This window comes from Natronobacterium gregoryi SP2, assembly GCF_000230715.2.
In the GTDB taxonomy this organism is placed as follows: Archaea; Halobacteriota; Halobacteria; order Halobacteriales; family Natrialbaceae; genus Natronobacterium; species Natronobacterium gregoryi.
Genome location: NC_019792.1, coordinates 609,976 through 636,062, shown reverse-complemented (window position 1 = coordinate 636,062; position 26,087 = coordinate 609,976). Strand labels below are relative to the sequence as shown.

General features: G+C 62.3%; 29 protein-coding genes, 1 tRNA gene, 1 other RNA gene and 1 pseudogene. 18 read left to right on the top strand and 14 right to left on the bottom strand.

All coding sequences use genetic code 11. The annotated features are described in order from the left end of the window. Positions 1-12: 12 nt before the first annotated feature. Positions 13-456 (top strand): type IV pilin, encoded by a 444-nt coding sequence (locus NATGR_RS03065; protein WP_005576062.1) that lies wholly within the window; start codon positions 13-15, stop codon positions 454-456. A 180-nt stretch (positions 457-636) separates the two neighbouring features. On the opposite strand, the gene NATGR_RS03060 is transcribed toward NATGR_RS03065, so the two are convergent. Then, a complete protein-coding gene (locus tag NATGR_RS03060) occupies positions 637-2,469 on the bottom strand; it encodes a S9 family peptidase (RefSeq protein ID WP_005576063.1) in 1,833 nt (610 codons plus the stop codon). A gap of 266 nt (positions 2,470-2,735) precedes the next feature. On the opposite strand from NATGR_RS03060, the gene NATGR_RS03055 reads away from it, so the two are divergent. Continuing rightward, a complete protein-coding gene (locus NATGR_RS03055) occupies positions 2,736-4,040 on the top strand; it encodes an IS4 family transposase (RefSeq protein WP_015233272.1) in 1,305 nt (434 codons plus the stop codon). A gap of 336 nt (positions 4,041-4,376) precedes the next feature. On the opposite strand, the gene NATGR_RS03050 is transcribed toward NATGR_RS03055, so the two are convergent. From NATGR_RS03050 to NATGR_RS20065, 4 genes are all read right to left on the bottom strand, one after another. Beyond that, a complete protein-coding gene (locus NATGR_RS03050) occupies positions 4,377-5,192 on the bottom strand; it encodes a LolA family protein (RefSeq protein WP_015233271.1) in 816 nt (271 codons plus the stop codon). A gap of 394 nt (positions 5,193-5,586) precedes the next feature. Then, positions 5,587-5,898, bottom strand: an RNA gene (gene ffs / locus NATGR_RS18675) — signal recognition particle sRNA. Positions 5,899-5,916: 18 nt separating this feature from the next. Then, positions 5,917-6,108 carry a hypothetical protein gene (locus NATGR_RS03045; RefSeq protein ID WP_005576071.1) on the bottom strand — a complete coding sequence of 64 codons (192 nt, stop codon included), beginning with the start codon at positions 6,106-6,108 and terminating at the stop codon, positions 5,917-5,919. Between the two features lie 430 nt (positions 6,109-6,538). Continuing rightward, on the bottom strand, positions 6,539-6,718 hold the full coding sequence (locus tag NATGR_RS20065) for a hypothetical protein (protein ID WP_015233270.1): 180 nt from the start codon (positions 6,716-6,718) through the stop codon (positions 6,539-6,541). Between the two features lie 140 nt (positions 6,719-6,858). On the opposite strand from NATGR_RS20065, the gene NATGR_RS03040 reads away from it, so the two are divergent. Next, positions 6,859-7,158 (top strand): DUF5798 family protein, encoded by a 300-nt coding sequence (locus NATGR_RS03040; protein WP_005576073.1) that lies wholly within the window; start codon positions 6,859-6,861, stop codon positions 7,156-7,158. A gap of 142 nt (positions 7,159-7,300) precedes the next feature. After that, positions 7,301-8,281 (top strand): PLP-dependent cysteine synthase family protein, encoded by a 981-nt coding sequence (locus tag NATGR_RS03035; RefSeq protein ID WP_005576075.1) that lies wholly within the window; start codon positions 7,301-7,303, stop codon positions 8,279-8,281. A gap of 88 nt (positions 8,282-8,369) precedes the next feature. On the opposite strand, the gene NATGR_RS03030 is transcribed toward NATGR_RS03035, so the two are convergent. The 4 genes and pseudogenes from NATGR_RS03030 to NATGR_RS03015 all read right to left on the bottom strand — a co-directional run bounded on the left by NATGR_RS03030 (position 8,370) and on the right by NATGR_RS03015 (position 10,491). Beyond that, entirely contained in the window at positions 8,370-8,564 is a 195-nt protein-coding gene (locus NATGR_RS03030) for a hypothetical protein (protein WP_005576078.1), read from the bottom strand. 147 nt (positions 8,565-8,711) lie between these two features. Next, positions 8,712-9,118: pseudogene (locus tag NATGR_RS03025) on the bottom strand (CoA-binding protein). A gap of 266 nt (positions 9,119-9,384) precedes the next feature. After that, complete coding sequence (locus NATGR_RS03020; RefSeq protein ID WP_015233269.1) at positions 9,385-10,236, bottom strand: geranylgeranylglycerol-phosphate geranylgeranyltransferase; 852 nt, start codon at positions 10,234-10,236, stop codon at positions 9,385-9,387. Positions 10,237-10,308: 72 nt separating this feature from the next. Then, positions 10,309-10,491, bottom strand: coding sequence for a DUF7511 domain-containing protein (locus NATGR_RS03015; protein ID WP_005576084.1), 183 nt, complete (start codon positions 10,489-10,491; stop codon positions 10,309-10,311). A gap of 161 nt (positions 10,492-10,652) precedes the next feature. On the opposite strand from NATGR_RS03015, the gene NATGR_RS03010 reads away from it, so the two are divergent. Continuing rightward, positions 10,653-10,727 (top strand) — tRNA-Arg (locus tag NATGR_RS03010). A gap of 470 nt (positions 10,728-11,197) precedes the next feature. Here NATGR_RS03010 and NATGR_RS03005 read toward each other — a convergent pair. The 3 genes from NATGR_RS03005 to NATGR_RS02995 all read right to left on the bottom strand — a co-directional run bounded on the left by NATGR_RS03005 (position 11,198) and on the right by NATGR_RS02995 (position 12,853). Continuing rightward, a complete protein-coding gene (locus tag NATGR_RS03005; protein ID WP_005576089.1) occupies positions 11,198-12,109 on the bottom strand; it encodes a mechanosensitive ion channel family protein in 912 nt (303 codons plus the stop codon). After that, a complete protein-coding gene (locus NATGR_RS03000) occupies positions 12,106-12,354 on the bottom strand; it encodes a YhbY family RNA-binding protein (RefSeq protein ID WP_005576090.1) in 249 nt (82 codons plus the stop codon). Before NATGR_RS03000 ends, NATGR_RS03005 begins: the two co-directional genes overlap by 4 nt. Positions 12,355-12,544: 190 nt before the next feature. After that, on the bottom strand, positions 12,545-12,853 hold the full coding sequence (locus tag NATGR_RS02995) for a ribonuclease P protein component 4 (RefSeq protein WP_005576092.1): 309 nt from the start codon (positions 12,851-12,853) through the stop codon (positions 12,545-12,547). 174 nt (positions 12,854-13,027) lie between these two features. On the opposite strand from NATGR_RS02995, the gene NATGR_RS02990 reads away from it, so the two are divergent. The 5 genes from NATGR_RS02990 (at position 13,028) to NATGR_RS02970 (ending at position 19,165) form a co-directional block, all read left to right on the top strand. Beyond that, the gene (locus NATGR_RS02990; RefSeq protein WP_005576094.1) at positions 13,028-14,809 is read left to right on the top strand and encodes an ABC transporter substrate-binding protein; all 1,782 of its coding nucleotides are present in this window, start codon (positions 13,028-13,030) and stop codon (positions 14,807-14,809) included. Positions 14,810-14,812: 3 nt separating this feature from the next. Beyond that, positions 14,813-15,613: a phosphatase PAP2 family protein gene (locus NATGR_RS02985; RefSeq protein ID WP_005576097.1), complete on the top strand. Its 801-nt coding sequence runs from the start codon at positions 14,813-14,815 to the stop codon at positions 15,611-15,613. 173 nt (positions 15,614-15,786) lie between these two features. Continuing rightward, entirely contained in the window at positions 15,787-17,571 is a 1,785-nt protein-coding gene (locus tag NATGR_RS02980; protein ID WP_015233268.1) for an ABC transporter substrate-binding protein, read from the top strand. Next, positions 17,571-18,476: a phosphatase PAP2 family protein gene (locus tag NATGR_RS02975; RefSeq protein WP_005576100.1), complete on the top strand. Its 906-nt coding sequence runs from the start codon at positions 17,571-17,573 to the stop codon at positions 18,474-18,476. The genes NATGR_RS02980 and NATGR_RS02975 overlap by 1 nt, the downstream gene beginning before the upstream one ends. A 305-nt stretch (positions 18,477-18,781) precedes the next feature. Continuing rightward, entirely contained in the window at positions 18,782-19,165 is a 384-nt protein-coding gene (locus NATGR_RS02970) for a helix-turn-helix domain-containing protein (protein ID WP_015233267.1), read from the top strand. 66 nt (positions 19,166-19,231) lie between these two features. Here NATGR_RS02970 and NATGR_RS02965 read toward each other — a convergent pair whose 3' ends face one another. Then, positions 19,232-19,645 carry a hypothetical protein gene (locus NATGR_RS02965; RefSeq protein WP_005576104.1) on the bottom strand — a complete coding sequence of 138 codons (414 nt, stop codon included), beginning with the start codon at positions 19,643-19,645 and terminating at the stop codon, positions 19,232-19,234. A gap of 87 nt (positions 19,646-19,732) precedes the next feature. Between NATGR_RS02965 and NATGR_RS02960 the strand changes: the two genes are divergently transcribed. From NATGR_RS02960 to hflX, 3 genes are all read left to right on the top strand, one after another. Continuing rightward, the gene (locus NATGR_RS02960; protein ID WP_005576105.1) at positions 19,733-20,131 is read left to right on the top strand and encodes a prefoldin subunit beta; all 399 of its coding nucleotides are present in this window, start codon (positions 19,733-19,735) and stop codon (positions 20,129-20,131) included. A gap of 2 nt (positions 20,132-20,133) precedes the next feature. Continuing rightward, the gene (locus tag NATGR_RS02955; RefSeq protein ID WP_005576106.1) at positions 20,134-20,400 is read left to right on the top strand and encodes a hypothetical protein; all 267 of its coding nucleotides are present in this window, start codon (positions 20,134-20,136) and stop codon (positions 20,398-20,400) included. Positions 20,401-20,649: 249 nt separating this feature from the next. Beyond that, the gene (gene hflX, locus NATGR_RS02950; RefSeq protein ID WP_005576107.1) at positions 20,650-21,978 is read left to right on the top strand and encodes a GTPase HflX; all 1,329 of its coding nucleotides are present in this window, start codon (positions 20,650-20,652) and stop codon (positions 21,976-21,978) included. Between the two features lie 157 nt (positions 21,979-22,135). On the opposite strand, the gene NATGR_RS02945 is transcribed toward hflX, so the two are convergent. Further along, on the bottom strand, positions 22,136-22,819 hold the full coding sequence (locus NATGR_RS02945; protein ID WP_005576108.1) for a competence/damage-inducible protein A: 684 nt from the start codon (positions 22,817-22,819) through the stop codon (positions 22,136-22,138). Positions 22,820-22,950: 131 nt separating this feature from the next. Here NATGR_RS02945 and NATGR_RS02940 point away from each other — a divergent pair, with 131 nt between their 5' ends. The 5 genes from NATGR_RS02940 to NATGR_RS02920 all read left to right on the top strand — a co-directional run bounded on the left by NATGR_RS02940 (position 22,951) and on the right by NATGR_RS02920 (position 26,028). Further along, entirely contained in the window at positions 22,951-23,307 is a 357-nt protein-coding gene (locus NATGR_RS02940; protein WP_005576109.1) for a winged helix-turn-helix domain-containing protein, read from the top strand. Between the two features lie 146 nt (positions 23,308-23,453). Further along, positions 23,454-23,921, top strand: coding sequence for a 6-pyruvoyl trahydropterin synthase family protein (locus tag NATGR_RS02935; RefSeq protein ID WP_005576110.1), 468 nt, complete (start codon positions 23,454-23,456; stop codon positions 23,919-23,921). Next, a complete protein-coding gene (locus tag NATGR_RS02930) occupies positions 23,921-24,757 on the top strand; it encodes a 7-carboxy-7-deazaguanine synthase QueE (RefSeq protein WP_005576111.1) in 837 nt (278 codons plus the stop codon). Before NATGR_RS02935 ends, NATGR_RS02930 begins: the two co-directional genes overlap by 1 nt. Before the next feature lie 12 nt (positions 24,758-24,769). Beyond that, entirely contained in the window at positions 24,770-25,522 is a 753-nt protein-coding gene (gene queC / locus NATGR_RS02925; protein WP_005576112.1) for a 7-cyano-7-deazaguanine synthase QueC, read from the top strand. Between the two features lie 47 nt (positions 25,523-25,569). Then, positions 25,570-26,028, top strand: a complete 459-nt coding sequence (locus tag NATGR_RS02920) for a hypothetical protein (protein ID WP_005576113.1) — start codon at positions 25,570-25,572, stop codon at positions 26,026-26,028. Positions 26,029-26,087 lie beyond the last annotated feature (59 nt).

Below are 26,087 nucleotides of genomic sequence, written 5' to 3'. Positions count from 1 at the left end.
TATGACACCCTTATGTTCGAAACAGTAACTCAGCGGTTTGGAGACGAGGACGAACGTGCCGTTTCACCAGTCATCGGCGTTATTCTCATGGTTGCGATTACCGTTATTCTCGCGGCCGTGATCGCAACGTTCGTGCTCGGGATCGGCGACGACGTACAGCAGGACCCACAGGCGGGCGTGAACATCGACGACGCCGACCAGAGCGAGGTCGAAGTGTCCCTGACGTCGCTGGGTAACGCGGACGGTGTTGCCATCGTGGATGCTAACGACGGAGAACCCATCGACGATGGCGTTCTCACCTCGACAGGAATGGCGGAGACCGTCGAGAATGGTGACAAGAGTTACACAGTCGTAGCGTATATCGGAGAGCTTGATGACGAACCCAAGGGGGAACCTGTAGACGATCAGGCCACCGCAACTGCAACGATCGGTGACTTCGAAGTCGACGGTGACTAACCACCGGTAACCATCCGGAACATACTCCCAGAAGCCGTTCCTGGGGTTCTAATAGCGGACATTGGGATCGGAATTCGATCGCTTGTCACGGATGGTATCTTCATTTTTGTGTCGTATTGTTGCTGACTCGAGCCTAGTCGATCCTAACGCGATCTTTCGAGAGTCCCGAGACCCGCCTCACTACACGTACTCCTCGAGGAAGTCCGCGATCCGTTCGAACTGTTCGACGCGATTCTCGAGTTTGGTCGTGTGATGGCCCTCGTCTTCGAAGATACAGGTTTCGACGGGGACGCCCTGTTCCTCGACGGCCTCGGCGATCTGGCGTGCTTCGCCGACCGGCACACGCGGGTCGTTCGCGCCGTGCTGGACGAACAGCGGGCACTCGATCTGCTCGGCGTCGTGGATGGGGCTGATCGACTCGAGGAACTCCCGGTCCTCCGCGAGCGATCCGTACTCGGCCTCGCGGTGGGAGCGTCGATAGTCGCCGGTGTTCTCGAGGAACGTGATCCAGTCCGCGATGCCGACGAAGTCGACGGCGGCCGCCCACAGGTCGGGGTACTCGGTGATGCAGGCGAGCACCATGAACCCGCCGTAGGACCGGCCGTAGCAGACGATCGAGTCGGCGTCTAGCTCGGAACGGTCGCGGAGCCACTCGACGCCCGCTGCGACGTCGCGAACCGAGTCCATGCGCTTCTCGACGTCGTCTAAGGCGGCGTACTCGCGGCCGTAGCCCGACGAGCCGCGAACGTTCGGCTCGAAGATGGCGTAGCCGGCGTCCAGGAAGTACTGCCGGACGGGACGGTTGCGCCACGAGGGCCGACGCTGGGAGTGTGGCCCGCCGTGGATGTCCACGATCACTGGCGACTCTCCCGCCTCGGACTCCTCTGGACGAGTGAAAAAGGCGGGAATCTCCCGCCCGTCGAAGGTCTCGTACCGAACCAGGTCGGGTCCGTGGTACTCCTCGAGCGGGACGCCGCCCGACGACGGGACCGTCCACCGCTCTACTTCTGGGGCCGTGTCCTCGCCGACGCCCTCGAGGTCGACCGTGTAGATCGAGTAGTTCAGATCGGTCGCGGAGACGGTCATCGCCGCACGCTCGCCACTGGAGCCGATCGTCAGATTGGAAACGACGCCGTCGGGCACCTCGACCTCGATAGTGTCTGCCTTCGTTGGAGACGCCAGCCGGCCGACGTGGAGTTCGGAGTAGCCCTCGACGTTACGGGTGAACGCCAGTCTGCCGCTCTCGGCCTCGAGTGCGACCCCGTCGATGCTCCACTCGCCGCCGTCGACGACCGGATCGACCTCGAGTGTGTCGAGGTCGATCCGGACGAGCTCCAGGGTGTCGTCGGTCGCGTCGCTCGCGCAGTAGATCGCCTCCCCGTCCGGTCCAAACGTCGGATCGCGGTAGCGGACGTGGCCCTCGTGGGGCGTAACGTGTCGGCGTTCGCCGGTCGCCACGTCGGCCACGTGGAGGTCGTCGTCTGCGCTGGCGTGGGCCTCGACGACAAGGAGGTGCCGACCATCCGGACTCCAGGCGCTGACCTCGAGCCGACCATCGCCCTCCCAGACGAGCGTCGGGGCGTTTTCGGACCGGGACTCGTCGTCGGCGACGTCCATCACGTATACATCGAAATTCGACGAGTCCTGTCGGTTGGCGGTAAACGCGATTCGATCGCCGTCCGGACTCCAGCCACCCCACGCGTGGATCGCGTCGGGCCGATCGGTGAGTTGCTCGATCCGTCCGTCCTCGGGCTCGAGTCGGAACAGCTGGTCGTGTTCGTCGGCTCCAGCGTCCTTTCCGAAAGCGATTTCGTCACCAGCGGGCGACCACGAGACGAACGAAACGCGGTCGTCGTAGAACGTCCGCCGGGTCGGCCACGATTCCGGTCTTCCCAGAGTCCAAACCTGCATCGATCCCGTCGTATCCGCGAGAAACGCCAGCCTACCGTCCGGTGCAAGCGTCGGTCCCTTCGTGCCGTGTGCACTCAGATAGGATCGAATCTCCCGTGTCACGATGAGGTAGCCGCACTGTACCCGTTTGAAGCTATGGGTCTCGGAGGGGGACTGTCGCTCGAAAACGCCTACTGCGATACGCTCGATTGCTGCGTTGGAACGACGAACTCCCCTCCCCTCGAGACCAGCCCCTCCACTTTCGTCCACGAAGGCACCAACCCAGAGAAAGACAAGATAACATCCGTCTTTAGTTAGGCGCAAAACCGCACGATAGCGGCGGCTTATCGGAGTTACTTTTCGGAAGGAATGAGGAGGAGGAGGAAGATGTGCAGTCTAACCCCTCCTCACAGGAAGTGAAACGCTATCTCACTAACTTCCTTCCATCTGAAGCGCTCGAAGACCACGCCGATGCCGTCGGCGTGGTCGAGCGCGATCGGAAGCTGCAGATTCCACCGCTCGTCTGGTCATTTGCGTTCGGCTTCGCCGGCGGCGCAAGCCGAACGCTCGCCAGCTTCAGACGAAGCTACAACTCGACTGCAGACAAGACATTGTCCCCAGGAGGGTTCTATCAGCGGTTGACGCCGACTCTCGCAGAGTACCTCCGCGACCTCGTCGAGTGCGGGCTCGACGAGGTCGCTGTCCCCCACACTGTCTCAGAGGAGTTCAACCGATTCAGAGACGTGATGATCGCAGATGGAACGGTTCTCCGGCTTCACAAGTTGCTTTCTGAGGAGTACGAAGGTCGCCGTGAGGAGCAGGCTGGAGCACGGCTCCACCTGCTCCACAACGTCACTGAGCAGACGATCGACCGGTTCAGCGTCACAGACGAGAAAAGACACGACAGTACGCAGTTCGAGACAGGATCGTGGCTCGAAGGTCGGCTAGCGATCCTCGATCTGGCCTATTTCAAGTACCGGCGGTTCGCGTTGATCGACGAGAACGACGGCTACTTCGTGAGCCGACTGAAACGCAGCTCTAACCCGGTTGTAACCGACGAGTTACGGGAATGGAGCGGCCGCGCCATTCCCTTGGAAGGGAAGAAGATCTTCGACGTCGTGGACGATTTCTGCCGCAAGTACATCGACGTCGAAGTTGAGATCGAGTTTGACCGGAGAGAGTACGCGGGCACGCAGTCACGTGATATGAAACGGTTCCGCGTCGTCGGCGTCCGCAACGAGGACGCCGACGACTACCATTTGTACATCACGAATCTCTCGCGTGAAGAGTTCCTGCCGGAGGATCTAGCGACGATCTACCGCTGTCGCTGGGAAGCAGAACTACTGTTCCGGGAGCTGAAGACGCAGTACAGACTGGATGAGTTCGATACGACGAAGAAGCACGTCGTAGAGATTCTGCTGTACGCGGCGCTGTTGTCCTTGGTCGTGAGCCGTGAGTTGCTCAGCCTGGTCATCGAACACGCAGATGATAACCTCGTGTTTCCGCCGGAACGCTGGGCGGCGACCTTCCGGTCGCACGCCCAGCTCATTCTCTACCGGTTGAGTGGCTACCTCGGGTATTCTCCGCCACCACTGCTTGACCGCCTCATCGCCGACGCACAGAAGATCCACAAACAACGCCCGGTTCTCCAAGAACAGCTCGCTACCGCCATCAAACCGGCTGCTGAGGCCTAACTAAAGACCAATGGACAAGATAACTGGTGACTCGAGATCGAGTCGATCGAAACCCGTCCTACTGGGTGCTGGGTTCTGGCCGAGTCGAAAAAGCATGGGCGCTGCAGGCTCTTGGTCACGCGGTGAACGAAGTCCCTGGCCGGCCGTGATACGGACTGCTGTCCCGATGTCCCGGCGCGACAGCGAGACCTCCTGCGGTCGCGCCGGAACTGACGGACAGCAAACCGTATGAAACATATCGCGTCCGAGTATCTCGCCACGATCGGACTGGTGTAACCCGCTGCTGAACGACTGCTGGCAGTTCACGGCGTCGTCAGAAAAGTGCAACAGACCGTCTCAACCGCCGCCGAGATCGGTCACCGTCGCGTTCTCGGGTGGTTCGAACGCGAACGTCTCCTCGTCGACGTCGCCGTTGAACGTGACACTCTCGAACTGCTCGGTCATGACGTAGCGTTCGTTCTCTGTGTCAGCCTTCAAAACGAGCACCTGTTTCAACGGGAACTCGTACTCCGCGTCGATCCAGAGCCGTTGTTCGTGAACCTCGAGTTCGTCGCTCGGATCGACCGTCTCGAGGGCGTAGACGAACTCGGTGTCACCGACGAGAACCGACACTCCGTCTGTGGCCGACTCGGTTTCCGCTTCGACGGTCAGCACGTGGGTCTTGCGGTCCGCGACCGTCTCGACTCCTTCGTACTCGAGGTCGGACAACCTCTGCTGGCGTTCGGCATGGTCGGCGCGATCCGCACGAACCGCGTCGTCGTCGAACGGCTCTGTGGGTGCAAAGTAGTCTGCCACGTTGGCGTCGGGATCGTACCACCAGTTGATCGAGGCGGTCGAAACGTAGACGTCGCCGACGCGGTCGGGGTCGGCCGACTCGAGAACCTCGCTCCGGTACTCGGTGTACGGTCGCTCGACGACTTCGACGCGTTGGCTGTGCGTCTCGGCGTCGCTTCCGGTTCCGACCACGATTTCGGTCGTCCGGTCGCCGTGGACGCTCTCGAGGTCGTCGGCGTGAACGAACACGCTTTCGAAGAGTTCCTTCGGCATTGGTTCGTCACGCTCGCTTGCGTGTGGCTCGAGAGCGGTGAAACCACCAAGAACGGCGAGGACCGCGAGAACAGCGAACACGGCAACGAGGCGACGACCGATCATCGTCGGCATCAATACGAGGGACGCATGTAAGCTTTACTTGCTCGTCGACGTGACACCCGATATCCTTCGGCCGGAGACACGACTGCGAGTCCGCAACGCCGCTTGCATCCCCTGTCCTGGCTCGTCGAAATCTGGTGTCGTGACTCGAGGCGTTCTTCCGAAGCGTCGTCGTGGTTGCCCTCGAGTCGGTTTCTGGTGTTCACGACGGCGTCGCTGCACGGCGTACAAGCCCTGGGACGGAGTGCTGTGATCGAGCCCTGGTACATTCGGATCGCGGTTGAACTGGAACTGACAGTAAACCGTATGAAGGTGGAAGGCGGACTGTCGTACTGGTATCGACGTTCGTACTGGGGCGAGGCGAGTCACCGCTATCGGTCTCGAGGAATGCAGTATGAGTGTGGAGTCCGCGATTGCCCGTCGTTCCGACTGGGGGAATCCCGGTTGCCTTCTCCACCCCGCGACCCGTCGAGCGACAGGTGTCCGGCGGTCCACTGCTCGCTTCCGCGCCTGATGGGCTGTCGCCGGTCAACCACGATGGGACGTCCCTGCGGACGGCCACCGTAGACCGCTGTCCCCGACGGACGAGGCTTCCACGTTGGCTCCCGGGGCCCCGGTCGGTCTGACCGGACGCCCGCGGCGTTTGGTCCCCGCTAATGACCATAGCGCGGGTTGTGAGCAGGGCCAAACTGCCCGACCTATCCACCGTCACGTAGGAGACAACAACTTAAGGGCCTTTCGTCTCTCCGATCGCACGAGGGCGGCAAAATCGATGCTGCGACCACTCGGGGTTGCCGTGGTCTGTCTCGCCAGACTCGCCGCGTTCTTTCGCCGTGAGCGGGACCGCCAGGACGAGCAATGCGAGGAAGTACACTGCAACGGCGACGACGACCAGCTGGCCGCCCCCCGTGGTCGTCATCGACTAGACGATCTCGAGGGACTGGTACCACGTCCGGGACTCGCCTTCGTAAGCTGTCACTCCCCAACTGGTAGGCGGTCGAGTAACGGACTATCAGCAACAGAAACGAGCCGACGTGAACCGCTTCGGGGGCAAGTGGTTCGAGACGCAAAGCGTCTCGTCATCAAGCGAGACCAGAGGTCTTGGGGACATCGCGGAGCTTTGGTCCGCTCGGTCACGGAAATCGTTGCTTTCCGTACGACCCCGAGGCACTCGGCCTGCTCTGCCTGTAGACCGCGAGTCTCTTCGGCAACACTACCACGGTCACTCGCCGTCAGAGCCGACGAGTCCGACCCACCTGGCCGTCTGTCGCGTCTCGATCATGGGGACGACGTCATCGCCGCCCCGACTGTCTTTTCCGGTGTTTCGGAGCTGCCGAAAACCGCGTGGATTACTCGGCTCCGGCTTCTGCGCTCTCGAGGACCTCGTCGAACTCCTCGGCGCGGGGGCCGGTCTCGAACTCGTCGTCCTCCTCGTACCGTTCGTAGTCGCTGTCACCGTTGTCTAAGAGACGGGACGGCAGCTCGAGACCTTGCATCCAGGTGCTTGGGGTGTTCGTTCGTATCATCATGGTTGGTCACCCCGATCCCATTTAGGGTGGTCTGGTGGTTCGTAATAAATATGTTGCCCATTGTGTATTGATGACAATTAACTCTCAGAACCGCGCAAAAGAGGAAAAAGCCCATTATCGCGCCGACACATCGAACGCACATGGGACTTGGCAGCACTGCAAAGAAACTGCAGGGGCTCTCGGATAGAGCAGAGGCAATGTACAAACAGGTTCAGAAACTCCAGGATCGGATCGTCGGTCTGGAAGAGGAAATGGACGACACCCACGACACGGTCAAGCGACTCGACCACCAAATCTCCGAACAGCGCGAACTGCTAATCGCGATCGCCGACGAACAGGGACTCGACGGCGAACAAATTCTCGCGGACGCAGCGATCGACGAAGTCGAACTCGCGAGCGAAGACGAGGAGTCGGTCGACGGACCCAAGACCGAATCGTAACTCCGGTCGACGCCGTCGCACTTTCGCTCCACGTTCGACGGCTCCCACACACTCTTTCCGTCGACCCCAACGGGATGGGGCGACCCGCTGGGACTGGGCGTAAAGGCAAGACCTAACAACAGTGGCAACATTTGCCAGCACAATGACGAGCCACGACCGACCGATGGAGTCGGTACTCGAGACGATCGGTCAGACTCCGCTCGTGCGCATACAGGACGGGGTCGAAGACGTCCGGATCTACGCGAAACTCGAGTCGTTCAATCCGGGAGCGAGCGTGAAAGATCGGATCGGCCGGTACATGCTCGAGCGGATGCTAGAGCGGGGCGACGTTCCCGCAGGTGGCACGGTAATCGAGCCAACCGCCGGCAACACCGGGATCGGTCTCGCGATTGCCGCCCAACAGCTCGGACTGGACGCCATCTTCGTCGTCCCCGAACGGTTCAGCCAAGAGAAACAGCAGCTCATGGACGCACTGGGCGCGGAGATAATCAACACCCCAACCGAGGACGGAATGGGCGGCGCGATCGAGCGCGCCCACGAACTGGCCGAGGAACTCGACGACGCCGTCGTCCCCCAACAGTTCTCGAACCCGCTGAACGCGGAAGCCCACTACGCGACCACGGGGCCCGAAATCTACGAGACACTCGATGGCGAGGTCGGTGCCGTCGTCGCCGGCTGTGGAACGGCAGGCACACTCATGGGAATCGCCCGTCACGCTCTCGAACAGGACGATCGAACCCACGTCGCCGCTGTCGAACCCGAAGGATCGCTGTACGGCGAAATCGTCGGCGAAGACCGCGACGAAGACGAGTACAAGATCGAGGGGATCGGTACCCACGACCCCAGCACGAACGAGTTGTTCGATCCCGAACTAGTCGACGACGTCTACCCCGTCGCCGACCGCGACGCTCACGACGAACTCGTCAGACTCGCACGCGAGGAAGGCCACCTCGTCGCCTCGAGTGCCGGCGCGGCCAGCGTCGCAGCCAAACGCGTCGCCCGAAAGATAGCGATCGGCGATATCGAGACGCCCCACGACACGGTCGTAACTATCTTTCCAGACTCGAGCGAGCGGTACCTCTCGAAAGGGATCTACCGCTCGTTCGAGGAGTGGAGCTCCTGACCAAACTCGCTGGCACCCCACTTACCGCTGCGAGTCGAACCGAGTGCGGTAGACCCGTGCGACGCACACGCCGCCACTCGACGGCGCACTAACTCGGCGTGGAGGATTGTCGGAGCGTCGTCGCATCGACGACGTCAAGTTCCTCGTCGCGTTCGACTTCCCAAACCCGAAGCACGAGGTGGGCCTTGCAGTAGTGCTCCACTTTTTCCATCCCCGTAACCCGGTTCCGCAAAACGAGCTGACAGGTCTCGTCGTTCGAACAGCTCCCGAACCGGTCACACATGGATACTGGTATCGACTACTCCTCTGGCAAATAAGTCTCTGTCGGTGAGTCGGCCTTTCGACGTAAATGCAGCCGAAATACCGCCGTATTTAGGTGTGGTAGTCACCGGTGGCGATTCCGGTCCGGAGCCAACCTCGAGACGGCCAGTCACGCGATCAGTCGACGGTGCTCGACGTTCATACATCGGTCCTGAACGACCGCCCGACCATCACTTCTCGCGACCGGGGCTGCCTCGTCGTCACGGATGCCCTGCCGAGTCCAGACGACTGCGACATCGTCTCGGTTGCAGACCTCGTCGACGACCCCACACACCCCCTCGCTCGGGCGGAAATACAGACGACATCGATCAGCCCTGTCACCTCCGCGAGTGAATCGGCGGCCTCCCGACCGAACGTTTCGTCCACAAAGGGGTTACCCGGAATCACGTCGTACTCTCGGTCGTGGAAGAAAGCCGGGACATCGTAGGCCGCTTTCCCCGGCGTCCTCGAACAGCCGACCACCGCGACCGGCTCGTGTGTGAGAGCCGCCCTGATCTCATCGTCGGACGCCACCATCCGTCTCGATACTCGAGTCTCGCGTAAACACCTGTCGTCGGTTCGGTCGATCCTGTCTGCAGAAACGTCAGAAAACGACCAAAGAGGCCGCCGACATCCCGAACGACAGCGGACGGTAGGCCGAACGTCGAAGACGATCCAAGCGAGTCATCCGAACCAAGCACGCAACCGCCGGGAACACGCAGGGCTACATCGGCCAGATCCTGGCACAGTGATCTCGACCGATCTATCGGCTACCTCGAACCACCCGTTCACTCTGACCCGACTCAAAACAACCCCAGTTCCATCGACCCCCGTCCGACGACGAACGCCAGCGTCGCGAGAAACATCCCGTACTTGAGCCACGACTGACCCACGGTCGGATCGTCGAAGCTCTGAACGGTCCCCCCGAACATGATCAGGACTGCCGGGACAACGAGCACCAGGTAGACAGCCCCAAAGTACCCGAGAAGGTACGGGAGCGGACTCGCCAGCACGCCAATCGCTAGCAACGCAGCGGCGATCCACAGCGCCCGTCGCTCGCCGATCGCGATCGGCAGCGTGTTCAGTCCCTCTTCCCGGTCACCCTCGACATCCTCGACGTCCTTGACGATCTCTCGAGTCAGGGTTGCAAGCGCCGCGAGCAAGAAGAGAACGACAGCAGGGCCGACGTCACCGACCGCTGCAGCACCAAACAAGAACGTACTCCCAACCAGGTACGCGACCAGCGCGTTCCCGACGCCGGGAAGCCCCTTGAAGAATTCAGTGTAAGCAACCAGCGCAATGAGGTTGATCGCCGCGATTCCGATCGCCGTCCACGGCAGCGACACCGCAAGCAGGACCGCCAGTCCGAAGAGAACAACGCTGAACACGAGCGCCCCCCGAGGGCTCACCGCCCCGCGTGGAATCGCCCTATCTGGCCGATTGATTTGATCGATCTCGCGATCGAAGTAGTCGTTCATCGCGTTTCCAGCGCCCACAGCCAGCCCGGTCGCACCCACTGCCGCCGCAACCGCAAACGGCTGGTCTACGATTCCACCTGCGACGAACGCGCCAATAAACGTCAGCACACTCGCCGCAATCACGTTTACCGGCCGCGTCAACTCTAGTAGCCCGCTAACCGTCTCCCCCGCTGTCATGCACGGGAGTGGTCAGGCAGACAGGTTAAACGGCACGATCCACCGACGAAGTGAGAACCATCGAAAAGTCAGTTACCGCCACTCCTCGAGATCACAGAGGAGGTCGTAGTCGACCGAGATCCACTTTGTCACCCGGTCATCCCCCGTCGCATCGACCGGAACGGCCGTCCATACCTCCTCGTCGTCCGTGAGCAACTCGAGCGGTGCGTCCGCAGACTGGCCGTCGTCCGACTGGGGCAGCTCGTTCACCGTCATGGTGTACTCGAAGATACGTATCCCCTCAAAAAGTCTCCAATGTCAATTTTCATCGGCCGGGAATCAAGTGCCCGTATCGGGACTCGAGAGAATGTGGAAGAGTATCGAAACGGCTGAAAATCGAGTCACTTATACGGGACCCGCGGTTACAGATACGATGAGGGCGCTTAGCTCAGTCTGGACAGAGTACTTGGCTTCGGACCAAGCTGCCGCGGGTTCAAATCCTGCAGCGCCCATCCGTTTTCCGAACGCTTCGAATCCGACAGACGGCGGTGGGTCGTTTATAAATGAGTCACTGTCTGCGGATTTTATTTCGTTTGTTTATATATTATACTGGGCATTCGTGCCTTTATTAAATATATAATAGATTTAATACAATTGTTGGGCCAAACAGCTGCACAAAAACACTCCCTAGGCAAGTTTTCATTCGAGAGTTCCGATCTCGAGGATGGGAAGGACTCCGGTGTTCATACTGCCGGGCAGAACTGCGTGACGATCGGTCGCTCTGGTGGGGCCGCCACCGGAGGAGATGGCCGCGAGTCCGCGGTCGACTTCGTATTGACTTCTGTCCGACAGTATCAGTATGCGTATAGTGAGCTTACCGGCGTAACAAACGGAGCCGTCGTGGTACACTCATCGTCCGTCTTCAGCAGACCGTTTGTGCCGATTCTGCGAGCGCCACAGCGTATCGATTCACCGAATTAAATTACTCGGTGGACTCGAGAATGCCACGGTCGGTTTCGAGGCCGAGGTCACCCTCGAGCGTCCGGACGGGGTAGGGGATGTCGATCCCTGCCTCGTCGAACCGCTGTTTGACCGCGGTGACGAACTCGCCTTTGATGCGGACGACGTCGCTCCGAGAGGGGTCTGCGATCCAGAATCGGGACTCGAGGCCGACGTCGGAGTCGCCGAGTTCGGTGAGCCGGACCGACGGTTCGGGGTCGTCGAGGATGTTCGGGTGGTCGGTCGCCTCGTCGCGGATGATCTCGCGGGCCTGCTCTACGTCGTCGTCGTAGCCGACGCCGAAGACGAATCGCAGGCGGAGTTCGTCGGCGTCGACGGGGTTCTTGATCACTGATTCAGAGAGCTGTGCGTTTGGCACCGTCAACAGTTCGTTGTCGAACGTCCGCACACGCGTAACTCGGAGACTGATGTCCTCGACGACGCCCGAATAGTCGTCCCACTCGATCCAGTCGCCGATCCGAAACGGCTCGTCGGCGTAGATGAACACGCCGGCGACGACGTTCGCGATAGTGTGTTGCATCGCCAGTCCGATCACGATCGCGCCAGCCGCAGCGATACCCGCCATCGAGACGAGAAAGTTACCGTAGCCGGCGAAGCCGAAGGCAATCGCAACTGCCAGGAAGATGACGCTAAACCGTGTCAGCTTCAGCAGCGGTTTACGGGCGTGGGCATCGAGTTCGCGCGTCTCGAGGGCTCGGCGGACGAGCGGGACGAGCGCTAGCCGGCCGACTGCGTAGACCGCGACGAACGCGACGAGAAAGAGGGTCGCCCCCTCCAGACTGGCAGCGAGTGATTCGTCCACGAGCGACTCGAAAACGTTCCCGATCGGGCCGAGGTCCTCTCCGGCCTGGGCCTGGAGAGGAAGCAGGCTCATCGATGCAGGACGGCGGTGTGGCCGCGGGTTTCGACGAGGTCCGCGCTCACGCGGTCGGCTAGTTCTTTTGCTTTCTCCTCGGTCGAACTGCCGGCGCGTGCGGCCCGCAGGAATTTGACCTTCACCAGATCACGGTCGGTTAGTTGGTCGTCGAGTTCGTCGACGACGGATTCGATGCCACTTTTGCCGACCCAGACGGTGACGTCGAGGTCGTGTGCTCGTTTCCGAAGCATCTCTCGATCCATATCATCGAGTATTGGCGTCGAACGGTTTGTATCTTCGCGAATAGAACGAGACGGCGACTCGAGCAGTTGTCCCCTCGAGAGACGGGTGTCCCCTCCGATTCTGGCGGTACGTTACAGCGGTAGCGAGGCGAAAGTCCACCCGTTCACGGGTGATGAAGCCGACAACTGGGTAGCAAACCACGGGAGTCGGTCACTGCCTGCTGTCGGTGGTGTCGTCGTCGCTCCCCTCGTATGGGTACCGCGCCTGTGTCCCACAGTCACAGGTGAGCACGACGTGACCGTCTTGGAGTCTGACGCGGGCGTTCCGTCCTGGCCGGAGATAGGCGTCGCAGTTATCGCAGGTGAACCGGCGGAACTTGCGGGGGAGCGAGAGTCGGTTTCGTTCGGCGACTCGGCGCGCGAGTTGGACGTAGTAGCGTGCACGCTCTTTGTCGTCCTCGGTCGCCGCTGCTCTGGCTAACTCGTGGAGTTGTTCGATCCGTTCGGCAGCGACGCTCATGTGTTTCCGTTTCGTCGGTACGCCTATTGATGTTGTGTTCGACGACGACTCTCGCGTCGCGTCTCCGTCGCGGGCTCGGTCGATCGGCGGCGATCGGAACTCGAAGCGGGGTCGGGGATGGGTCGACTGCAGGACACAATACTGTTATATCCCACCCTCGAAAGCACGTGACAGATGAATTGGACGTCCGTCCCCTCCCCCTCCACCGGCCCCGTTCGCCGTCGATCCGTCCTCGCCGCTGCTGTCGGTGCCCTCCTCCCGACGAGCGGTTGTGTCACCCGCGGCGTCGAGACTGTCGTCGACGACGGGAGACAGGTATCGCTGTCGCTTGCGACTGTGCCGACCGACGACGACCGCGGTGCGATCCGGATCGCCCGACACCTCGAGTCGAATCTCGAGGCGGTCGGCGTCGACGTTACTCTCGATGTCCGTCCCCGGGCAGGATTTCTGGAGGCAGTTCTCCTCGATCGGGATGTCGATCTCTTCGTGGATCGTTATCCCGTCGACGCCGCCGCCGACCCCGATTTCCTCTACGGTGCCCTCCACTCGCGGTTTGCAACCCAGCCCGGTCGCCAGAACCCGTTCGAGTTCACCGACGAAACCGTAGACCGGCTGCTCGAGGCCCAGCGCCTGGCAAGCGAGGCCGAGCGGCGCGGATATGTCGCCGACCTGCTAGACGCGATCGTCGCTGCGAAGCCGTTCGAACCGATCTGTCGCCCGACCGAACACCGTCTCGTCCGGTCGGATCGGTTCGAGGTCGACGATCTGGATGACGCCCCAGTTGCGTCTAGAGCCGGTTACCTGCATCTCGCTTCCGTCGAGGACGACGATCGGTTACACGCGTTGTTGACGGATACCCGGCCGTCTCGAAACTGTAACCCACTGTCGGTGACCATGCGCCGGCGCGGAACGATCGTGGACCTGCTGTATGACTCGCTTGGCACCTACGAGGACGGGACGCTCCGACCGTGGCTCGCAGACTCGTGGACGTGGGAACAGGACGGCCACTCGACGACGATCTCTCTCTCGCTCCGGGAGGGCTGTCGGTTCCACGACGGGCAGCCGGTGACTGCCGACGATGTCGCGTTCACCTATCGGTTTCTCGCGGATACGGCCCCCGACTCGGCATTTCCCTCGCCAGCACCACGCTACAGTGGCCGCATCTCGGCGGTCGACGACCTCGAGGTCCACGACGAGTACGCTCTGACGATTTCGCTCGAGGCGGCCGAGGCTGTTGCTGGCCGTGCACTGACTGTTCCGATCTTGGCCGAACACGTCTGGCAGGAGCGGCTCGCGTCGGAACGCGGGCATCGGTCGTCTCCCCCGCAGGGCCACCGGGAGCCCGTCACCGGCGACGTCGACCCCGTCGGAAGTGGGGTCTATCGGCTCGCGAATCGGTCGAAACGTGACTCGCTCACTCTCGAGCGCCACGAGGAGCACTTCGCTGTCCGGGGCGGAGACGGCGAGGAGTCGGCAGCAGCCGCCACTCCACCGGCCGTCGAACTCCACTTCGAAGTCGATCCCAACAGCGCCTCCATGGTCGAACGGATCGCAGACGGCGACGCCGACGTAACGGCTTCGCCGATCCAGGCGTACGCGGTGAATCGTGTTCCGGCAGACGACGTCGTCGAACACGCCGCTCAACCTTCGAGGACGTTCTACTACCTCGGGTTCAACACCCGTCGGACTCCCTGTGACGAGGACGGCGTCGAGTTGCGCCGTGCGATCACCCGGTTGCTGGACAAGTCTACGCTCGCCGAGAACGGCTTCGACGGTGACGCAGTTCCAATCTCGACGCCGGTTCCCGACGCGTGGACTCCCGCGGCACTCGCGTGGGACGGCGATGACGACTTTGCCGGCAACGACGGTGACCTCGACCTCGAGACGGCACGATCGGCGTTCGAGCGGGCGGGACTGCGCTCCGACGAAGACGGGCGGCTGGTATGGGAGTACTAGACGATGTTGACCGATGTCCTGATTCGCGTCGTCGCCGTGGTCGGTATCCTGCTCCCGGTCGCGGTGGCGACGTTCGTCGGTCGTCGTCGACTCGCAACGCTACAGATGGAGTGGCGATCGCGGTTCCGGGAAAGCGGACCGTTGCTCGTCGTTCTCCTGGTTGTGCTCGGAATCAACCGCGTCATGCGCCAGGAGGGACCGACGATTTCCGATGCGATCGGGATTCAGCTCACCTGGCTGTTCTACGAGCTCGAGGGGGAGTTCGTCCTCGTCTTCCAGTCGGTCGCGAGCCCGGAGCTGACGGCGTATTTCTCGGCGATCTACGTCTACGGTTACGCTTTCCTGCTTATTTTCCCTGGAATCGCCTACTTCGCGTTGTCGAACACCATCTATTTTCGACAGCTTCTGGCGGCGTACTCGTTGAACTATACGATCGGGCTCGTCTTCTATCTGGTCGTCATCGCCCTCGGACCCCGAAACGTGATGCCCGACCTACTCGCGGGCACGATGGTATACGACGCCAGCCCGGAGTATCACCACTTCACCCGCCAACTCAATAGCAGTACGAACGTCTTTCCCTCGCTACACACGTCACTGTCGGTGACTGTCGCCATCTTCGCTTACCGGACTCGGGAGCAGTATCCCCGCTGGACTCCCGTCGCCGTCGTTATCGCACTCTCAGTCGTCATCTCGACGATGTACCTCGGATTCCACTGGGTGATCGATGTCGTCGCCGGCATCGCCCTGGCAGCCGGGTGTGTCGCTCTCTCGATGGCCCTCGTCGACAGTCGAAACGCTGGGTAACCCGTGACCGTCACGGCTGGAACAGATCCTCGCTACGTGTGAGCCAGCACAATACTGTTATACCACCACCGGCGAACTGAGAAACGAACGAACCCGAAATGTCAGGCCCTCCCTCCACCGAACCGTCCGATGGCTCCGTCGATAGCCTGGAAAGCGAAACGAGCCGTCGGACGATGCTCGCCACGACCGGGTTGGCCGTCGCAACCAGCGGCTGTCTCCGCCACGTTCGCAGTGCCGTCAACCGGGATGGACTCGAGCCACTCTCCGTGACGATCACCACGCTTCCGTCAGACGGCGATCGAGAGAGCATCCGACTCACTCGCAGAGTTCGAGACGCTCTCGAAGCCGTCGGGATCGACGCCTCGATCGAGTTACTCGCCAGCGACGAGTTCCTCCGGGCGGTGCTTGTCAACCACGACTTCGACCTCTATGTCGGCTGGTATCCCGAGGCGACCGAGCCGGCGTTTCTCTACGAGGCGCTACACTCCACGTACGCGGACGAACCCGGCTGGCAGAATCCGTTCGGATTTACCGACCTCGCGTTCGACGACCTCCTCGAGATGCAGCGCCGGACCGACGGCGACGAGCGTCGGGACGCAGTCGCGGAGACGCTCGAGGCGTTCGTGACCCACCAGCCTTTCGTTCCGATCTGTGCGCCCGAGGAGTACCGTCTCGTCAGAAGCGATCGAGCCAACGATTGGAGAAGGTTCCACCCCGGAACGCCGCTGGGCTATCTCGATCTCGGAGCTGGAGGTGGCGAGATCGAACGACTCCGGGCAGTCCATACGGACCCGCGACCGTCCTGGAACCTCAACCCGCTGTCTGTCGAGTACCGCAACCGCGGGCTGTTTACTGGCCTGCTCTACGACCCGCTGGCAGTCACACCGGCCGCAGGGACGGTCGACGATGAGGGGGACCCGCCACTGGCTGACGGCGGCAAAGCGGACGCTCGCTATCACCCGTGGCTCGCCGAGTCCTGGGAGTGGGCGGAAAACGAGGACGGCGGAACGCTGACCGTCGAACTCCGAGACGACTGTCGGTTCCACGATGGAGAGCCGGTCACGCCGGCCGACGTCGAGTTTACCTACCGGTTTCTCGTGGATACGACTCTGGGAGGTGACGGCGTGTCGACACCGTCGCCGCGTCACCGAGGGCACGTCGCTCCAGTCGTCGTCGACGAAATCGACGCCGACGGGGCCCGTATCGAACTCCCGATCGCGGGCGGCGAACCGGCCGCCGAACGCGCGCTTGCGGTTCCAATCCTCCCGGAACACGTCTGGCGAGAACGGTCGGCGTCGACAGACGTCACAGGAGTACAGGTCGCCGATGGGACGACCGACGCCGTCGTTCTGGACAACGTTCCCGCGATCGGATCAGGACCCTTCGAGTTCGTCGACCGAAACGAACGCGAGTACGTCACCTTCCAACGGTACGACGACCACTTCACGCTCCGGAACGACGTCGACCTCCCCGGACCGACCGTCGAGGAGTTCCGCGTCCGGATCGACCCCCGGAGCACGTCAGCCATCGAAATCGTCTCGAACGGCGACGCGGACGTCACGACCGACCCTCTCGAGAGCTACGTCGTCGACGAGACGGTCGCTCTCGCCGCCGAGACCGAGGGCGTGGAATTGCTCGAGTCGCCGGCACGGACGTTCTACCACGTCGGGTTCAACTTCCGGAAAGCGCCGTTTGGTAATCCTCACTTCCGGCGGATCGTCGCCCGATTGCTCGACGAGGCCTGGCTCGTCGACGATGTCTTCGACGGCCATGCCAGGCCGCTCACGGTGCCGGTCACCGAGGAGTGGACTCCCGACGCCCTCGCGTGGGACGGTGACGATCCTGCCGCGCCGTTTCTCGGCAGTGACGGCGAAATCGACGACGTCGCTGCACGCGACGCGTTCGAGTCGGCTGGCTTCAGCTACGACGCGGACGGCCGACTCCGGGTGAGACGCTGATGTTACTCCAGGTGCTCGTCCAGTTGACCGCCGTCGTCACACTCATGCTTGCCGTTTCGACGGTAGTTCTCATCGGCCGGTACCGACTCCGAGACACTCGACTCGAGTGGCGAGACCGGGTGCGTGCGACCGCCCCGATCACGATCGTTCTCGCACTCGTCTTGCTGTTCAACGGCGTCGCCAGGGACTGGGTTCCGGACGTCTCGTTGATGATCGGCTGGCACGTCACCGAGCTGATTTACGACGTAGAGCAGTACGTCATCCTCTGGCTGCAGTCACAGGCGACGCCGGAACTGACGGCGTACTTCTCGTTTATCTATATCTACGGTTACGTCTTCTTGCTCGTGTTCCCTCTCGTCGCGTACTTCGCACTGTCGAACACGCGACCGCTCCGGGAGCTGCTGACCGCCTACACGCTCAACTACGTGCTGGGACTGTGCTGTTACGCCCTCGTCGTCGCCTACGGCCCGCGAAACATCATGCCGGATCTCGTCCAGCCGTTGCTGTACGACACGTATCCGCAGTACCAGCATCTCACCCGACAGGTCAACCGCAACACGAACGTCTTCCCCTCGCTACACACTTCGCTGTCGGCGACCGTCGCGTTCCTGGCCTACCGAACCCGTCGGATATACCCGACGTGGGCAGTCCTGGCAACTATCTTCGCCCTCTCGATCGGGATTTCGACGATGTACCTCGGCATCCACTGGGTGATCGACGTGCTCGCAGGGGTCGGACTGGCCGCCGTCAGCGTAGCTCTCTCCGGCCACCTCGTCGGCCGCTTCTCGATCTCGGCGTGGCTCGAGAACCACGTTCCCTCGAGCGACCGCATCGGAACCACTGACAGACCCAGAGACGCTCCCGAGCGAACGACCGAATCGACGGTCTCGAGCGAGGACGAGTGAGGGTGTCACTCGAGCCTGAGACGGACTGCTGTCCCGCTGTCCCGGCGCGACCGCAGAAGGGCGCGCGGACGCGCCGGCACTGACTGACAGCAAACCGTATGATACACCGTTGACAGGCCCCTGGCTGTATTATGAAGAGAGACACTGAGCGTGACGGAGTCTGACCGTACGAGTATGGCCGCACAGGTGATTCAGGCCCGTCGACGTCACGCAACGCGGCAATGGGGTCGGATAGATCGCTCGAGAGTGAGAGCACGAGCGCAACTACGATCGATCGACGCGATACAAACCCGTCGTGCACACGAATGACCGGACTCGAGAACGCAGATCGATTGCGAATCACGACCGAGGTGTCGGATATCGATTCGGTCCAGGAGGTTCTCACCCACCTGGCGGAACTCGAGGCGACGGTCGATCCACAGGGCATGGCGGTCGTCGATCCTAGCGACGACCACGTCGCCGAGGTCGACGTCGGATCGCTCACGACGAAACAGCTCCGGGCACTCGAGCTGGCGTATACGCGAGGATATTACGAACAGCCCCGCGAAACCGGACTCGAGGAGCTCTCGGCGGAGCTCGACATCTCGAAGTCGGCCGTCTCACAGCGGCTTCGGGCAGCCGAGTCGAAGCTCGTTGTCGCCGTGTTACAGGCGATCAGGCCCTGGCTCGTTCAGTCGGAAGTTGCCTAAACTGCACTGTCGGGAATCGTCACCGACGGCAAAGATCGACGAGAAACGAAATCGGAAAACTGGCAGTTAGTCGTCCTCGAGTGCGTCGGCAATGCGCTTGAGAGCGCGGGTCTGGTCTCGCATCTCGTCGCGGAGTTGGCGGACCTCACGGACCAGTTCTTCGTTGCTTTCGTCGCCACCGGGTCGACCGCCGGGACCGCCCGGGCCGCCGCCCATCATCCCACCCATCATCTGAGCGAACGGGTTGCCACCGCCCATACCGCCAGGACCGCCACCGCCACCGCCGCCGAACGGGCTCTCGGGTGCCCCACCTTCTTCGCCTTCTTCGCCTTCTTCGGCGCGTTTCTCGCGGATTTCCTCGACTCGTTCCCGGAAAGATTTCTCCTCGTTTTCCTCTCCGCTTTGCTCTCTGCCTTCGTCGGAGCCGTTTTCGTCCGTCATACCATCGGCTTCTTGACCGCCGGGGAAAAGGATTGCCATGTCCCGGGTTCTCGTTCGTCTCGAGGAGGTACTGGGACGCCGAAGACAAAGCTTGGCTTTATCAGTCCGGAGGGCTTCGGTCGAGGTATGCAAGGAAACCTGCCGCCGGAGGCACAGGAGAAAATCGAACAACTGCAAGACCTTCAGGAGACGGCCCAGGAAGTAGCCGTCCAGAAACAGGAAACCGAATCGAACCTCACCGAGGCCGAGAACGCACTTGAGGAACTCGACAACGTCGACGACGCCACCACGATGTACCGACAGGTCGGCGAGTTGCTCGTCGAGACCGGCTACGACGAGGCCGAACAAGACCTCGAAGACAAGGTCGACTCGCTCGAGGTCCGCCTCGAGACGCTGGAGAAACAAGAAGAACGCGTTCAGGATCAGTTCGAGGATCTGCAGGAAGAACTCGAAGAACTGCTCGGCGGCGCAGGCGGCATGGGCGGTCCCGCAGGTCCGGGCGGGCCGGGCGCTGGCGGCGCGTAAACATGGCGACTGACGCCGACCGCGACGAGCCGTCCGACGAAGCGGTCGTCCAGACGGCTTCGGAAGCCGCTGAAGAATTAATATTCTCGCGGTACAAACAGTCTATCGTCCGCGACTACGATGTCACCGCCATCTTCGAGGACGGCGTCCTCGAGGTCGACGTCTACCTCAACGCGCCCGACGAGGAAGACGGCCCCGACCCGGATCGGGTCGCTGACGACGCCGCAATCGCGGCACGAGAGGCGGTCGACGAACTGTTCGGGGAGTAAGCGGTTTCGTCCGCCGTCGACGCCATCGTCTCCGTTTTGCAGTTCGATATGGTCCACAACTGGCAAGTATCTGTTCCGCGAATCGCTACTCGAGGACTATGGAGACCGTTTCTCAGTAGTTCGGTGCTCCCGCTCCGTCGCGTTCGGTCGTGAGGAGCGACGTGAACGGACGGGAGAGCCACGATTTCTCCGGCGATAGCCGCCGGACTAGCACTGCTACCAGACAGCCATGATGCCACCAGACAGCCAATGTCACGAACAGATAACGCACCGAAACGAACAGTCGTCGCGAAGAGGTCGGAGACCACTCCCGTCGAGACCGACGAGATAGAAACACTCGTGCGTGCGGCAGGCGACGAGGTCGTCGCCGCCGTAACGCAGGCCGGCCACGAGGATGCGGGCAGCTACTTCGGCCGCGGGAAGGTCGAGGAACTCACAGACACCGTCGCCGAAACCGACGCCCGCCGCGTCGTCGTCGACGACGAACTCACGCCGGGCCAGTACCACACCCTCGAGTCGGCGATGCCCGACGATACGGCGGTTTTCGACCGCCACCGGCTCGTCCTCGAGATATTCGAGGCGGGGGCGGGCTCGAGACGCGCGAAGCTACAGGTCGAACTCGCAGGGCTCCGGTACGATCTGCCACGCCTGATCGAGTCGGCCGACGAGGGGATGCTCAACGAGATGACCGAGAGGGGGTCGCCCGTCTACGACGTCTGCGACCGGATCGACCGACTCGAGCGGAAACTCGCTTCCCTCCCCGAACCGGCAGAACAGTGCCGCGAACGTCGCCGCGAGGAAGGATTCGATCTCGTCACGCTCGCGGGCTACACGAACGCGGGGAAGTCGACGCTGTTGCATCGACTTGCGGACGAGATGGCGCTCTCCGAGGCCAACTCGAGTCGGGAAACGGGCGACGCCAGTACCGAAAAGAACGCTACCGCAGCCGTCAGGGATCGGTTATTCGAGACCCTCGAGACGACGACGCGCCGCGCGACGATCGATGGCCGACCGCTGCTCGTGACGGACACGGTCGGGTTCGTCGACGACCTGCCACACGACCTCGTCGAATCCTTCAGCGCGACGCTGTCGGAGGCAGGTGCAGCAGACGTCGTCGTGCTCGTGGTCGACACAAGCGATCCCGAGTCGCGGTTTCGCGAGCGCCTCGACGTCTCGCTCGAGGTGCTCGACCCCCAGGGCGTCGAGGACGAGCGGATCGTCCCGGTACTGAACAAGGTCGACTGTCTCTCCGCGGACGCTCGAGCGCATCGACTGGCGGTCGCCGAGAAGCGGTTGCCGTCGGCGGCTGCAGATCCGATTTCCGTGAGCGTGCTCGAGGAGACGAACCTCGAACGTCTTCGGGAGACCGTCCTGAAACGGCTGCCGACCGATACAGCCGAACTCCGGGTTCCCAACTGTGACGAAGCGATGACGCTCGTCTCCCGGGCGTACGATCGGACGACCGTCGAAACCGTCGACTACGACAGTGGGGTGACGATCGAGTGTCGCGGACCGCCGCGGGTCCTCGAGGAGTTACGGGCTCGAGCCGATCGGATCGTCGACAAACAGCGGCACTGATCGCTCCAGCCGTCGGCTGCTGGATCGATAGGCCAATCCGACGGCCGACCCGACACGCAGGGTTGCTCCGCCACTAGTACCGTCCCAACCGTCGACTGATGAGTGAACTCAGACGACCGCATTCGGTTTCACTCATCTGTTCAGGCTTGCCAAAGCACTAGACCGTCTCGACTCGCGTTCGAAGCCAGTCGGCGGCCTCGGCGACTGTCTCTTCGTCGGTGCTCTCGACAGTGATACGGACCGACTCGCCCGGGTAGCTCCCGACGGAAACGTCGAATCGTTCGCGCAGTTGCTCGAGCCGCTCGAGCAATGCACTCTCGGGTTCGGGAGTGGTGACCGTCTCGCGGTAGGTCGCCGTGCCCGAAAACGCCGGTTCGATCGACGCGAACATTCCACGCATCTCGGCTGGGACGCCCGGAAGGACGTAGACGTCCTCGATGACCGCGCCGGGCGCGACCCCGACTTCGTTGTGCAGTGGGCGTGCTCCCGCAGGCAGGTCTGCTGTCCCGTCTGTCAGGTCCGACCGCGAGTAGCCGTCCGCTTCGAGCCAGGCCAGCGCAGTCTCGTGTTCCTCGAGTTCGCGCCCCAGTGCGGCGGCGACGCCGTCCATGGTGACGTCGTCGTGTGTCGGGCCAACGCCGCCCGTGACGATTACGGCGTCGTACTCGGCACGGTACTCGTTGACGACACGGGCGATGTCTTGGGTTCGGTCCGGGACCGTCGTGACGCGTTCGACGTCGACGCCGCGCTCGACGAGGTGTTCACAGAGCCAGGTAGCGTTCGTGTTCGTCGTCTGCCCGGCAAGCAGTTCGTCTCCGACGGTGACGACCGCGACGTTCATGCGCGTCGTTTCGGTCCGAACCCCCAAATGCGTCTCGTCCGATGGGCGCGTTCGAGCTCTCGAGGAAGCCAATGACAGGATTATATCACGTACCACAAGATTCAATTTTGGTAATTGAATACGAATAGACAATGTCACGTAGTCGGACGAAACGAAACGACGTCGACTCCGCAGCGGTTCTTGCGGCGCTTGGGAACAAGTACAGCGCCGAGATTCTCTGTGCTGCGGATACGCCGAAGTCGGCCCAGGCGTTGAGCGAAGATGTCGAGATTCCGATCGCCACGTGTTACCGGCGAATCGAAGAGCTCGTCGATGCCGGGTTGTTGACCTGTGAGGGCCGACGGCTTTCGGACAACGGCCGCCGAACCAACATCTATCGGCGCACGCTAGACGAGATCGAGGTCGACTTCTCGGACGAAACCCCCGACTTCTCGCAAAAGCGGCGAACAGAGGCGAAAAACCGGTTACAGGAACAACTCAGCAACTGACGTCGTTTCGATCAGGGGTTTCCAGCCCCCGCTCTCTCGGCCGTCGTCTGCCTTCTCGCCGCCGATACTGCTCGAGGTGCTCGTCCGTCCTGACCAACGCGCGACCAGACGATCATCCTTAAGTATTCTCTCGAGAATACTGCAGTATGCCCGAAAGAACAGGATCTCTCGAGGAGGCACCGACGGACGACGGCGTCGTCGGTACACGCCGAACCCTCACGGTCGGCCACGACCGGCCAATCAGGATCAGTGCTGGCCATCGGCTCTTGCACCACGACGGCAAGTGCTCTCGCCCACACGGACACAACTACGAAATCACCGTCACGATCGACGGTGCACTCACCGAGGAGGGCTGGGTCGCCGACAAAGGAGACGTCACCGGTGTCGTCCAAGAGTGGGATCACATGTTTCTCGTGGAGGACGGCGATCCGCTCATCGAGGCCTTCGAAGCGGCGGGCGACGACGACGCACTCGTCGTCCTCGAGCAGCCGCCAACGGCCGAGGTGATGAGTGTCCTTCTCGAGAAGAAACTCTTTGACGCCCTTCCCGAGATGGTCACCGACATCGCCGTTCGCGTCGACGAGACCAGCGAGCTCTGTGGAGGGCGTTTCTGATGCCCGTCTCCGACTCGGTCGTCGACCGCGAATCGCCGGCCGACGCGAGCGACGGGTCCGCGCTCCCGATCAACGAGCTGTTCTACTCTCTCCAGGGCGAGGGAACTCTCGCCGGTGTCCCCTCCGTCTTCGTGCGGACGAGCGGCTGCAACCTCCGGTGCTGGTTCTGTGACTCCTATCACACCTCCTGGGAGCCGACTCACGCGTGGCTGGACATAGAGGAGATCGTCGCCGAAGTCGAGAGCCACGACGCCGATCACGTCGTCCTCACCGGCGGCGAACCCCTGCTCCACGAGGAGAGCGGCGAACTGCTCGAGGAACTCGACGCGTGTGGGTACCACACCACCGTCGAGACCAACGGGACGATCCACCGCGACGTGCCGATCGACCTCGCCTCGATCAGCCCGAAACTGGCGAGTAGTACGCCCACGTCCGATCGTAACCTGACGGGCGCGGTTCCGACTGAATCCCGGACCGATGGACGGCAACCCCCGGGACCCGTGAGTCCGGGAGACGGGGAGTGGGCCGAGAAACACGACCGCGAGCGGATCGACATGGAAGCACTCGCCACCTTCATCGAGGACTACGAGTTCCAGTTGAAGTTCGTCGTCACCGACAACGAGGATATGTCCGAACTCCTCGGGTTGCTCGCCGACCTCCGCGAGGTCGCCGACGTTCCCGTCCGCGACGAGGACGTCCTGTTGATGCCCGAAGGCGCGACGCGCGAGGGTCTCGCCGAGACCCGCGAACGGGTCGCCGACCTCGCCATAGAGTACGGGTTCCGGTACACGCCGCGGCTGCACGTCGACCTCTGGAACGACGCCCCCGAGACGTAGACCGAGCTACCGATGACCGACGATACTACCGCCGTCACGACCGACGAAGCCGAATCGAGCGACGAAAACCGCGCCGTCGTCCTGCTATCGGGCGGGATGGACAGCGCCACCGCCGCCTACGAGGCCCGCAACCGCGCCGACGAGATCTACGCCCTACACACCACGTACGGCCAGCAGACCGCCGACCGCGAACTCGAGTGTGCCCGCCGCGTCGCAAAAGCAGTCGGTGCCGCCGACTTCCTGCAGGTCGAGACGGGCCACCTCGCGGCGATCGGAGCCTCGAGTCTCACCGACGACGAACTGGCAGTCGCGGATGCGGACCCGGAGAGCGACGAGATCCCGACCTCTTACGTTCCCTTCCGAAACGCCAACCTGCTCTCGATGGCCGTCTCCTACGCGGAGGCAAACGACTGTAAAGCGGTCTTCATCGGCGCTCACAGCGAGGACTTCTCGGGGTACCCGGACTGTCGTCCCGAGTTCTTCGAGACCTTCGAGCGGGTCGTCGACGTCGGGACGAAACCCGAGACCGAGATCGCAATCGAGGCACCGTTCGTCGAGTGGTCCAAGACTGACATCGCCCAGCGCGGGGTGGAACTCGAGGTCCCCTACGAACACACCTGGAGCTGTTACCGCGAGAACGAACCGGCCTGTGGCACCTGTGACGCCTGTGCGTTCCGGCTACAGGCGTTTCAGCGGATTGGCGTCCGTGACCCGATCGAGTACGCCGAGCGGCCGACCTACGCCGAGGAAACCGGGGGCGTGTAAGCTATCGGTAGTAATATTGAACAGGCAACACGTTGCACCCGGAACCGATGACCCTCCAGTTCCGCGAGTGGTTCCGCGAGGACGGCGACTGGACCAGTCCCGACGGTCGGGAAGGCGAACTCGTCGCTCTCGTCGTCTTCCTCCCTGCCGTCGTCGTGTATGCATGGTTTCGGTTCGACCTCGGGTGGCCACAGGGAACTGCCCAGTGGACCGTCGCCGCGCTCGGTCTCTTCGGCGGATACGTCTATGCGATCCACCTCCGCGAGTACGTCTTGCGGTTCGTTTCGACCGACTACTCCTGGTTGACACCGATTCTACTGTTCGGTAGTGGATTCGCGGGACTCGGCGAGTACGTCCTCCGCAGGCCATCGATGCTGCTGCCCTGTCTCGTCGCTGGCGGAACGGTTCTCGTCATCTACGCGCTGTGGTGGCTGTCGCCGTTACAGCGCGGCCTCGAGCCGGCACGTCGTGGCGTCGAGCCGCCCACGGCTATCGAAATCGAGTGATGCGGTCGCTGTCACCGCGTTCCTGGTGCCCTACACCGTTTTCGGCTAAAGCGGTCCGT